The 11,614-nt window shown below is 68.1% G+C and carries 8 protein-coding genes; 6 read left to right on the top strand and 2 right to left on the bottom strand.

The annotated features are described in order from the left end of the window. Positions 1 to 82: 82 nt before the first annotated feature. The 4 genes from ACZ63D_RS01960 (at position 83) to ACZ63D_RS01945 (ending at position 5,629) form a co-directional block, all read left to right on the top strand. Positions 83 to 3,244, top strand: a complete 3,162-nt coding sequence (locus ACZ63D_RS01960; RefSeq protein WP_465352412.1) for a DEAD/DEAH box helicase — start codon at positions 83 to 85, stop codon at positions 3,242 to 3,244. Positions 3,245 to 3,513: 269 nt separating this feature from the next. After that, positions 3,514 to 4,074, top strand: a complete 561-nt coding sequence (locus ACZ63D_RS01955; protein ID WP_465352411.1) for a hemerythrin domain-containing protein — start codon at positions 3,514 to 3,516, stop codon at positions 4,072 to 4,074. A gap of 38 nt (positions 4,075 to 4,112) precedes the next feature. Then, positions 4,113 to 5,384 (top strand): ATP-grasp domain-containing protein, encoded by a 1,272-nt coding sequence (locus tag ACZ63D_RS01950; protein ID WP_465352410.1) that lies wholly within the window; start codon positions 4,113 to 4,115, stop codon positions 5,382 to 5,384. A 14-nt stretch (positions 5,385 to 5,398) separates the two neighbouring features. Next, positions 5,399 to 5,629: a DUF2188 domain-containing protein gene (locus tag ACZ63D_RS01945; protein WP_465352409.1), complete on the top strand. Its 231-nt coding sequence runs from the start codon at positions 5,399 to 5,401 to the stop codon at positions 5,627 to 5,629. 7 nt (positions 5,630 to 5,636) lie between these two features. Here ACZ63D_RS01945 and ACZ63D_RS01940 read toward each other — a convergent pair whose 3' ends face one another. Then, positions 5,637 to 6,527 (bottom strand): alpha/beta hydrolase fold domain-containing protein, encoded by an 891-nt coding sequence (locus ACZ63D_RS01940; protein ID WP_465352408.1) that lies wholly within the window; start codon positions 6,525 to 6,527, stop codon positions 5,637 to 5,639. A 74-nt stretch (positions 6,528 to 6,601) separates the two neighbouring features. Here ACZ63D_RS01940 and ACZ63D_RS01935 point away from each other — a divergent pair, with 74 nt between their 5' ends. Further along, positions 6,602 to 8,632, top strand: coding sequence for a CocE/NonD family hydrolase (locus ACZ63D_RS01935; protein WP_465352407.1), 2,031 nt, complete (start codon positions 6,602 to 6,604; stop codon positions 8,630 to 8,632). A 4-nt stretch (positions 8,633 to 8,636) separates the two neighbouring features. Here the strand turns inward: ACZ63D_RS01935 and ACZ63D_RS01930 are convergent, their stop codons facing one another. Further along, entirely contained in the window at positions 8,637 to 11,021 is a 2,385-nt protein-coding gene (locus ACZ63D_RS01930; protein ID WP_465352406.1) for a molybdopterin oxidoreductase family protein, read from the bottom strand. Positions 11,022 to 11,142: 121 nt separating this feature from the next. Here ACZ63D_RS01930 and ACZ63D_RS01925 point away from each other — a divergent pair, with 121 nt between their 5' ends. Beyond that, a complete protein-coding gene (locus ACZ63D_RS01925; RefSeq protein ID WP_465352405.1) occupies positions 11,143 to 11,595 on the top strand; it encodes a hypothetical protein in 453 nt (150 codons plus the stop codon). The last annotated feature ends 19 nt before the right edge of the window (positions 11,596 to 11,614 follow it).

The raw sequence follows: 11,614 nt of genomic DNA, 5'->3' as shown, positions 1-11,614 counted from the left end.
CCTGAGTCAGCCCGCACGCTATCGTGAGTCGCCCGCAGATCGCCAGCATTGCTTTCAAGCCGGAAGCCAGGAGGAAACCGCGTTGGTCGAGGCACCCTCTTTCCGCGGCTTGTTCATCGGCCTCGACCACTACCGCGACCCCGCATTCGGCGAGCTGCGTTTCGCCCGCCGGGACGCGGAGGTGCTGGATGCGCTGTTCCGCGACACCTTCGGTGACGACACTGCCACGCTAGTGACCGACGCCGAGGCGACGAAGGCCAGAATGTGGACAGAAATGGGACGGTTGGCACGCGAGTCGACAGACTCGGACGTCGTGCTCGTCTCTTTCTCTGGACACGGCACCCCGACGCGCGAACTCGCCACTCACGATGCCGACGGGGAACGCCTTGCCGAGACCGCGGTGCCGCTCGCGGAGTTCGCCCGGCTGGTCGACCGGATCCCCGTCCGCTTGCTGATCGTGGTGCTCGACTGCTGCTTCTCCGGCGGTGCGTGGAACGAGCGCCTCACCGATGCGACAGCCGTCGGGCACCAGCCCAAGTCCCTCCGGCTGCCTCCGGACGAGTGGGTCGCGCGGACCTCGGGGGGCCAGGAGCGGCTGGATCTCGTCCGCGGGCGCGGAAAGGTCATCCTGGCCGCGTCCGGCGCGGACGAGCGGGCCTATGAAAAAGCAGAATTCGGGCACGGCGTGCTGACGCATCATTTCCTCGAAGCGTTGCTGGGCCGGAACGGGGCCGCGGACGGAGACCGAGTCTCGGTGCTCAGGCTGGTGGACCGCGTGCTGCAGGGCGTGGTGTCGCATCGGAACGGTGTCCTCGGCGTCCGGCAGAATGCCGGGTTCGAAGGGTCGGTCGGCGACGCCCACCTGCCAGTCCTCACCCCGGGACCGCGGTACGAGGCGCTCGGCGGCGTAGCCCCGCGGCGTGCAGCTCCCGCATTGTCCTCGCTCGAATCGCACGGAATTTCCGCCCCGTTCATCGAGCTGTGGCGGGAGCAGGTCGGCATGCTCAACGAAGTGCAGCTGGCCGCCGTCAACGCTGCAGGGATCCTCCGCGGCGAATCGGCACTGGTGAGCGCGCCGACCGGAAGCGGCAAGACGCTGGTCGGCGAGATGGCCGGGATAGCTGCCAAGCACGCGGGCAGACGGACAGTTTTCCTTTTGCCCACCCGTGCGCTGGTCAATGAGCAATACGACCGCTTCCGAGACCAGTACGGACCGCGCGGGATCACCGTGATCCGGGCGACCGGAGACCTGCGCGACCATCTCCCGCAATTCGTCCGGGGCAAATACGACTTCGCCGTGATGACCTACGAGAAGTTCACCGGCCTGGTCGCCGCCGATCCGGGCCTTCTCTCCCGTGTCGGACTCGTGGTCGTCGACGAGATCCACGCTCTTTTCGATCCGAATCGGGGTCCCGGGCTGGAGGCCTTCTTCACGCGGTTGCGGGCAAGCCGGAGCGGGAGCACGATGCCGCAGCTGATCGGATTGTCTGCTGTGCTCGGCGACCCGGAGGGCCTTGCCGACTGGCTGGGCGTGACACCGGTGGTGAGCACCTACCGGGCGACGCCGCTCGTAGAGGGAGTTCTCGGGCCGGACGGCCGGCTGCGGGGCAGCCGGGTCGCCGCCGGTGTCGTGTCGGACGTGGACGAACCGGGATGGCTGGATCCGCCGGTGTCCGAGTCCCGCGAGGAGCTGCTGATCAGCGTCGTCTCCGCGCTGGTAGCCGAGGGGCGTCAAGTGATTGTCTTCCGCGGCACCCGGGACAGTGTGCGATCGACGGCGGCACGGTTGGCTCGAACGGTGCCATCGCGGTCGGCGGACGAAGAGATCGCGGCGCTGCCTCGCGGCGATGCTGGCGTCTTGCACGATCATCTTGTGCAGTGCTTGACCGGAGGCGTGGCATTTCACCTCGCGGATCTGTCCGACGAGCAGCGCCGGGTGATCGAAACGTCTTTCCGCCGCCGGGACAGCGCTATCCGGGCAGTCGTCGCGACCACGACTTTGGCGCAAGGCTTGAACCTGCCCGCCGACGTCGTCCTGATCAACGAGTTGAAGCATCCGACGGATGTCGCCTACTCGGTGGCCGAGTACAAGAACATGGCGGGCCGAGCGGGACGGGCCGGGCACGGCTCGGGCGAGGGGCGAGCGGTCATCCTGACCGAAGGCGGCGCCGACTCCGAGGAAAAACTCCGGCGGTATGTGCGAGCCTCGCCCGAGCCGGGCCGATCGGTCCTTCTCGACGCCCGGATTGACCTCCCCACGCTTGTGGTCACTGCGCTCGCGGCAGAGACCGCAGAACGTGGTCACGCCGACGAGGACGCGGTGGCGGACTTCCTCCGCCGTACTCTTGCGTACCGCCAGGGGCGCATGGCGGGTCGAGCGGAGGTGTTTCCGCGGGCGCGCGTGCATCAGGTGGTTTCGCATCTCGTCGATCGCGGTTTCGTTCAGCGGAGTGCGGACGCTCTCGTGCTGAGCCGGCTCGGCGAGATAGTCGTCCAGAGCGGGATCTCGGCGGCATCGGTGACCGCGATCGCCGATGCGCTCAGTGAGGTGCCTGCCGGCGAGATCAAGGGGCCAGCGTTGTTGTGCGCGGCGCAGCTCGCCGAAGAACTTCAGGACGTCCGGTTTGCGGTTTCCTCCCGCGGCAGGCCGGCAGCCGTTGAGGAGATGCGTGCCTGGCTGGAAGCCGCCGGTGCACCGGGCACGATAGTCCAGCGGCTCTTTTCCCTCCCCGCCGAGCGGGCGCAAGCGGCTGCCAGACGCGCGATCGCGTCCGTGCTGTGGATCAGGGGAAGTGGTTTGCCTGACATCGAACGTGCCCTTCAGACGACGTTGCCGCAGCAACGACGAAATGATCCTGGTCCGGTGATCCAGGCTATGCGCCGGGCGGCCGGAGTGACGGGCGCGGTCATGGAGATCGCGGAGTGCGTCGTGCCGGTCGGGAGGCTCGGCGACCTGCCTGCCGTCCTTCCGGCGCAAGTCGAGTTCGGCGTGGTCGCCGGTCACGTGCCGATCGCGAAGTGGGCTGAGCCCGAGCTGCCGCGGGACGTGTTCGTTTCGCTGCGGAAAGCTGGGCTGACCACGGTCACGGCCGTCGTGGCAGCTGAGGAGCAGGAAGGGGTCAGAATCCTGGGCGGGAACGCCGCGCTCTGGGAGGCTGTGCGTGCGGCGGCTGGCGCGGCCGAGGCGGAAGCAGCTGAGCCAGGGTTGTTCGACGTCGCGTCGCCGACAGAAGAACCTGTCTAGTGCGCAACCGTGCTGACGGCTTGGGACTGTTCATGAGTCTGCGCACCCACACTCTCTGAGTTTTGCGGCAATGATCCCGGCTATTTGTCGGGGATCGTGATGCCTATGTCTGCTCCTGGCGTTGCTGATGGGTGGGTTCCGGCGGGGTTGTGCCGGGCCAGGCCGTCTGCCAGGCGGACCCGTCTCTTCGCGCCTCTACCGGACGCTCCGGTGATTGCCCTGCCGCGCAACGGGTAACCGGAGGTTTCCCGACACCCGAAGGAGGCAGCATGGCCGCACCCACCCGGAGCGATCTCGTCACCGTGATCACCGACGACCATCGCGACGTCGAGCGGGTGTTCGCCGAGCTCGAGAGCGAACCCGCGGCGGGCAACCGGAAAGACCTGGTCGACCACGTGATCGCCGAGCTGGTCCGGCATTCGGTCGCGGAAGAGCAGCTGATGTACCCGGCCGCGCGCGAGCACCTCGACGACGGCGACGAGATCGCCGACCACGAGATCGAGGAGCACGCCGAAGCGGAAAAGCTGATGAAGCGGCTGGAGGGCGGGAAGCCCGGCGAGCCGGAGTACGAGGAGCTGCTGGCCCAGCTTATCGCGGACGTCCGCCACCACATCAAGGAAGAGGAAACCGATCTCCTGCCGCGGCTGCGGGACGCGTGTTCGGCCGAGGAACTGGACCGGCTGGGCGAGCGGGTGCTGGCGGCGAAGAAGATCGCGCCGACCCGGCCGCATCCGCACGCGCCGAGCAAGCCGCCGGCGAATCTGGTCCTCGCGCCCGGCGCGGCGTTCGTCGACAAGATCCGCGACGCGCTGACCGGGCGGAAGAGCTGAGCAGGCGGAAGAAGCAGACTGGACGGAAGAACGCAACGATGACAGACGACGTGTTCGTGCTCGGCCTCGACGACAAGAACGAGCGCATCCTGAAAAGACTCCCGTCGGCGGCCGGGCTGCGGTTCCGCCCGTTGCTCAGCCCGGACGAGCTGCAGCACGGCGAGATCGATTTCCCGGACCTGATGAAGAAGGCCCGCCAGCAGCTGGACGATTTCGACGGCGAGCCCGCCGCGATCGTGAGCTACTGGGACTTCCCGGCCGCCACCATGGCGCCGCTGCTGTGCGAGGAGCACGGCCTCCCGCACGTGCCGCTCCCCGCGGTGCTCAAATGCGAGCACAAGTACTGGAGCAGGCTCGAACAGCGGAAGGCGATCGACGAACTGCCGTCGTTCGGCATCGTCGACCTGGACGGGGATCCGCAGCCGCCGCCGGGGGTGGACTTCCCGATGTGGCTCAAACCGGTCAAGGGATTCTCGTCGGAACTGGCGTTTCACGTGCGGGACAAGCAGGGTTTCGCGGAGTCCGTCGAAAAACTGCGGGAGGGCGTCGGACGGGTCGGCGACCCGTTCGAGGACGTGTTGCGCCAGGTCGAGCTGCCGCTCGAGATCGCCGAGGTCGGCGGGGCCGCGTGCCTGGCGGAGGCCGAGCTGCACGGCGTGCAGGCGGCGGTCGAGGGATACGTCTGGAAGGGCGAGGTGCACGTCTACGCCGCGCTGGACTCGGTCGATTTCCCCGGCCGGTCTTCGTTTCTGCGGCACCAGTACCCGTCGCAGCTGCCGGACGAGACGGTCCGGCGGATGTTCGACATCGCTGAGCGCGTGATGCGCCAGGTCGGCTTCGAGAACGGCACGTTCAGCATCGAGTTCTTCTGCGACCTGCAGTCCGGGCAAGTGTGCCTGCTGGAGATCAACCCGCGGCACTCGCAGTCGCACGCGGAGCTGTTCGAGCTGGTCGACGGCGTGGCCAACCACGAAATCATGGTGCGGCTCGGGCTGGGCCAGGAACCGCGATTCCCGCGCGGCCGCGGCGAGTACCGCATCGCCGGACGCTGCTACCTGCGTCGTTTCGACGGTGACGCGGTGGTGACGCGGATCCCGACCGAGAGCGAGATCGCCGCGCTGTGCGAGGAACTCGGCGGCACGACGATCGCGATCACGCCGGAGGAAGGCCAGCGTCTTTCGGAGCTGCCGGAGCAGGACAGCTACTCCTATGAGCTCGCGGAACTGATCATCGGCGCGGGCACCGAGGACGAACTCGAGGAGAAGTACCGGAAGTGCGAGGAACGGCTGCACTTCGAGTTCAAGGACTGAGGGGAGGACAGAAGGTGGACGGCGACGTCGAGACGCTGTACGAGAACCAGCTGTGGAAGAACCGCATCGAGGGGCACCAGCGGGCGGCGAACACGGCGAAGTCCCGGGAGGAAGCGGTGAAAACGGGACGGCATATGGCGAAAGCTCGACGGTCTGTCCACATTGTCCGCAATGAGGACGGGACAGTGGCACGCCGCGACGACTACCGGACAAGTCGTCGCGGAGTGCCGCTGCCGCGGGAATGACGCGCGGTCACCGGCGCAGGATGCGTTCGATGTGGTTGCGGGCCTGGCGGCCTTCCGGGATCTGCTGCATGAGCCAGTTGTGGAACATGCCGGGGTATTCGGCGTAATCCACGTCGATCCCGGCGTCGCGGGCGCGGGCGGCGAAGCGGCGGGCGTCCGGGAGAAGGACGTCTCGGGTGCCGATGAACAGGCTGAACGGGCCGAGTCCGGTCAGGTCGGCGTACAGCGGGCTGATCCGCGGGTCGTGCGGATCGGTGCCCTCGGCATACATTTTGCCTGCCTCGCGCAGGCCGGTGATGCCGAGCATCGGGTCGTGTTCGTCCAGCACCACGGAAATCGGGTCTTCCAGCGTCACGTCCAGCCACGGCGAGATCAGAATGGTCTGCTTCGGCTGAGGCTTGCCCTCGTCCCGGAGTCGCTGCGCGACGGCCAGTGCGAGCGCGGCACCGGCGGAATCTCCGGACAGGACGGTGTTTTCCGCCGGTTCGGCGCCGAGCGTCTGCTCGAACGCGGCGTACACCATCGGAAGCGTTTCCACGTTGCTGTGCCGCGGGACGAGCGGATAGATCGGCAACGTGACCGTGCAGCCGAGCCGGTGCACCAGGTCAGCGGCGAATTCCCAGTGATGCGATTCGATTTCTTCGACGTAGCCGCCGCCGTGCAGATGGAACACGTGCAGATTGGCGTTCGTGCGCGGCCGCACGGTCCAGCACGCGAACCCGTGCACCTCCCGGTGTGCCAGATCGAAGTTCTTGCGCAGCTTCCGCGGCGGCCGGGCTTGCGACGGCCGCTGGTGGCGGTGCAGGCGCTGGTGCAGCACGCGGGCGTCGTCATAGAACGCCTTCTGCCTGGTCGCGCGCAGATAAGCCTGATACAGCTGGGCTTTCATGCTGATCATGCGTGCCGGGTACCCGTTTCACCGACTTGGGGAACACCGTTTCGGGTGGCGCGTCGGGCGGGTACCCGGCAGACATGATCACGCGCGCTCTTCCTTCGCTGCCGTACGAGATCATGGAGGACGAGGACGTCCGCATCCCGGTTTCCGACGGCACCCGGCTGGCGGCGCGGATCTGGCGGCCCGCCGGATCGGAATCGCTGCCCGTGCCGGGAATCGTCGAGTACATCCCGTACCGCAAGCGAGACCTGACCTCTGTCCGCGACTCGATCCACCACCCCTATCTCGCCGGGCACGGCTACGCCTGCGTGCGCGTCGACCTGCGCGGTTCCGGGGAGTCGGAGGGCGTGCTCGCGGACGAATACCTGGAACAGGAACAACAAGACGCCGAGGACGTGCTGGCCTGGCTGGCCGATCAGCCGTGGTGCGACGGGCGCACCGGCATGATGGGGCTGTCCTGGGGCGGGTTCGCCGCACTGCAGGTCGCCGCGCGGAAGCCGCCGAGCCTCGGCGCGATCGTCATCTCCTCGTTCACCGACGACCGGTTCGCCGACGACATGCACTACATGGGCGGCTGCCTGCTGTCGGACAACATCGCCGAGTCCGGAACGATGTTCGGCGAGGCCACGATGCCGCCCGATCCAGCTTTGGTGGGGGATCGCTGGCGCGAGATGTGGCTGGAGCGGCTGGAAAACTGCAGTCTGTGGGCCGAACAATGGCTGCGGCATCAGCGCCGCGACAGTTATTGGCGGCACGCTTCGGTTTCCGAGGATTACTCCGGCGTGCAATGCCCGGTGCTCGCGTCGAGCGGCTGGGCCGACGGGTATTCCAACGCGGTGACCCGGCTGTTGTCGCATCTCGAGGTGCCGTGCCGCGGGCTGATCGGGCCGTGGTCGCACAAGTACCCGCACCTCGGCGAGCCTGGTCCGGCGATCGGATACTTGCAGGAGGTCGTGCGCTGGTGGGATCACTGGCTCAAGGACGTCGACAACGGGGTGATGGACGGCCCAGTCCTGCGTACGTGGATGCAGGAGAGCGTGCCGCCGTCGACGTCCTATGAGGACCGTCCCGGACGCTGGGTCGGGGAGGCGGAATGGCCTTCCCCGCATGTCCAGCCGACGGAGTACGCCTTGGCGCGGCACCGTCTCGCGCAGCCTGGCGAGTCGGTGGCCGAGGAGTCGTTGAGCGTCGCGTCGCCGTTGTCGGTCGGGCAGTTCGCCGGGAAATGGGCTTCGTACAGCGCGCCGCCGGACCTGCCGTATGACCAGCGGGAGGAAGACGGCGGTTCGCTCGTGTTCGACACGGACGTGCTCACCGAGCGTTGCGAGATCCTCGGCGCGCCCCGGGTGCGGCTGCGGGTTTCGGCGGATCAGCCGGTGGCGATGGTGGCCGCGCGGCTCTCGGATGTCGCACCGGACGGCCGGGCGACGCGGGTGACCTACGGTCTGCTGAACCTCACGCACCGGGATGGTCACGAGGAACCGAAACCGCTCGCTCCGGGCGAAGAGTGCACTGTGGACTTCGAGCTCAACGGGGTGGCGCAAGCGTTTCCGGCCGGGCACCGGATCCGGCTCGCACTGTCCACTTCGTACTGGCCGCTCGCCTGGCCGCCGCCGAAACCGGTCACGCTTTCCGTGCGGACCGGGGCGAGCGCGCTGACCTTGCCGGTGCGGCCGACCGGCGAGCCGGACGAGGTCGCGCCGGATGAGTTCGGCGAGCCGGAGGGGACTCCGCCGCTGCCGACCACGCAGGTGAGCCAGCCGGAACAGGAGTGGACGGTTTCGCGGGATCTGGTCGAGTACCGCTCGGCGCTGGACGTGGTGAAGAACTCCGGCACGATCCGGTACGACGACATCGGCCTGGAGATCACTCGCGACGTGCACGAACGGTACACGTGGGTGGCCGACGATTTCTGTTCCCCGGCCGCGGAAACGTCGTGGACGGTGACCTTCGAGCGGGACGACTGGCGGGTCCGGACGGACACGTACACGCGGGTCAGCTGCACGGAGGAGGAGTTCGTGATCGACGCCCAGCTGGACGGATACGAGGGGGATCGGCGGCTGGTGTCGCGGAACTGGCATCGCCGGGTGCCGCGCGATCTGCTCTGACCGGTTACTCGACGAGCTGTTCGGACACTGTCCGGTCGCCGAGCGGAGTGGGCTCCGGCACCGTCCCGTCGGAGACCTTCCGTAGCGCGGCAGCGGCCGTTTTGAACAAGGGCTGCTTCGACGCCGGGTCCCAGTCCGTGATGGTCAGCTCGTTGGCCGCGCGAACGCCGTCCGCGCCGGTCGGGTCGGCGGTGTCCCAATACCCGTAGTGAAAGGGCAGGAACAGCACCCCTTCGCGGATCCCGCACGGGCGGGCTTTGGCCTGGACGCGCCCGCGCGGGGTGCGGATTTCGAGCAGATCCCCCTCGCTGATCCCGGCGCGTTCGGCGTCTTGGCGGGACAGTTCGGCCCGGACCTCCGGGGCGGCCGTCTCCAGTTGCGGTGCGCGGCCGGTCTTCGTGCGGGTGTGGAAGTGGTACAGGGTCCGGCCGGTGATCAGAGCGAACGGGTAGTCGGCGCTGGGCGGTTCCGTGGGCACGAGGTACTCGGCGGGTTTGAGCATGGCTTTGCCGTCCGGGTTGTACTTCCGGTATTCCTCCGGCTTGACCGGTTCGCCGGTCTGCAGATCTTTGCCGTATTCCTCGCAGTAGTCCGGATCGGCGAAGAACTTGCCGTCCGCGTACAGCCGCTCGGTGCCGTCCGGACGGGCTTCGTCGCACGGCCATTGGACGCCGCTGACCACGCGCAGCTTCTCATAGGACAGTCCACTGTAGTCACAAGGACGTCCGGCGGAAGCTTTTTGCCAAGCCTGGTAAGCGGATTCGGCGTCGTGCCATGGCGGGAAGGCTTCGCCGTCGCGGTCGCGCAGGTCCATCCGGCTGGCGTAGTCAAGAAAGATGTCCAGGTCCGGGCGGGCTTGTCCGGGCGGGTCGACCGCTTTCTCGGACAGATGCACGGTGCGGTCGGCGTTCGTGAAAGTGCCGGTTTTCTCGCCCCACATCGCGGCCGGCAGTACGACGTCGGCGAATTCCGCGGTCTCGGTGCGGAACGCGTCCTGCACTACGAGGAAAAGGCTTTCCTGGCCGAGGATGCGCCGGACCCGCGTGAGTTCGGGCAGCGACACCGCAGGGTTGGTCGCGGAAATCCACCAGAACCGCAGGTCGCCGCTCTCTGCCAGGTCGAGCATCTTCATCAGGTGGGTTGGCGGGCCGTCATGCGGGATCTGCTCCATCGGCACGTTCCACAGTTCGGCCAGCTCCGCCACGTGCGCGTCGTTGTTCCAGTTCCGGAATCCGGTGAGATCGCCGTCGGCACCGCATTCGCGGGTGTTCTCGGCGGTCGGCTGCCCGTTCATCTGCAGCACGCCGCAGCCGGGTTTGCCGAGCATCCCGCGCAGCAGCACGAGGTTGTTCACCTGCACCGCGGCGGCTGTCGCCTGGTGCGATTGGTAAAAGCCTTGCAGCACCGTGCACAGCAGGCGATCCGTGGTGCCGACAAGCCTCGCGGCGGAACGGATCTCGTCGGCCGGTACTCCGCAGATCGACGCCGCGCGCTCGGGCGGGTAGTCGCGGACGACCTTGACGAGATCGTCGTATCCCACGGTGTGCTGGCCGATCCACGCGTCATCGCACCAGCCGTGGAGGATGACCTCGTGCAGAATCCCGTTCATCAGTGCGACATTCGTGCCGGGCAGCGGGGCCAGATGCAGTTCGGCGGCCTCCGCGACCGGGGTTTTCCGAGGGTCGACGCAGAGCAGCCGTGGCGGTCGGGGACCCGCTAGCCGGTCGAGGACGCGGGACCACAGCACGGACTGCGTCGCGGCTACGTTGTGCCCGAAGAGCGCGATGACGTCGGCATGGTCGATGTCGGTATAGGAGGAAGGTTGGCCGTCGCAGCCGAAACTCTCCTTGAGGGACTCGCCCGCGGTCGCGGTGCAGAGCCGGGTGTTGCCGTCGAGGTGGTTCGTGCCGAGTGCGCCGCGGGCGATCGCGGCCAGCGTGTAGTACTCCTCGGCGAAGAGCTGCCCGCTGGTGTAGAAGCCGAGCGAGCTGGGTCCTTCGGCGTCGAGCACTGCGCGGGTGTGCTGGACGATCCGGTCCATCGCTTCGTCCCAAGTGGACTCTCGGAGCACCCCGTCGTCGCGGACCAGCGGGGTGTGCAGCCGGTCCGGCGCGTTGTTGGCCTGCCAGCCGAAGAGATCCTTGGGATCGAGCCGGCCGCGGTTGACGCGGTCGTCGGCCCGCCCGCGGACCCCGGCGATCCGGCCGTCCTTCACCGCGATGTCGAGACCGTCGCCGTTCGAATGCAGGACCGCGGCGGTGCGCACCCAGCGGTCGACCGCACCGACTTTCAAGCCGTCGGCGAGATGGCAATCCACGCGCACCGGCCAGTCCTCGCCCGGTCCGTACGGCGTGCGCGTGCCCCAGGGTTCGGCGATCCCGTCCCGCACGCTGTCTCCTTCTTTCGGTCGACCAGCGTGGATACCCCGGAAAGCGGCGGCCAAACTCCGGGTTTCGCCCTCGGCCCCTCGGGTACGCGCCGGAAGAGACGTGCGAAGGAGGTCCTGGCAGATGACTGAGCAGCGGATGCTCGTAATCCTGGACGAAGGTGCCCGCGGCGAGGCCCCGCCCGGCTGGCGGCAGGCGGCTCCGGAGCACCACGTCGTGCACTGCCCGCCGGACCAAGCCCCCGCACTGCTCGAACAGGCGACCGGCGCCAAACCGCTCGCCGACGTGGTGGCGGGCGGCCAATTGGTGCCGGTCGCGTTGAGGCTGGCCGAGCGATACCCGGACGCGGTGCGGTCGGTGCTGCTCGTCGGGCCCGACCCGGAGGGCAACGGCCGTGCGTCCGGCGAATGGTTCGCCGCGCACGGCACCCGCGTCGCCTCGGTCCGCGAGGCCGGGGTCGAGGTCGAACTGCTCCCGCACGGTCCGGCCGGCGCTCCGCTGACCGAACCGTCGGTCGCCGCGGCGCTAGCGGCAGTGCTCGACCGGCTTCCCGCGGTGCGCCGCCCGGACTGGTGACTTGAGAAGGAGAGAACGC

It is taken from the genome of Amycolatopsis sp. NPDC104775, assembly GCF_055583325.1.
The sequence above is the reverse complement of the archived record's forward strand: the minus strand, read 5'-3'. Positions and strand labels throughout refer to the sequence as shown.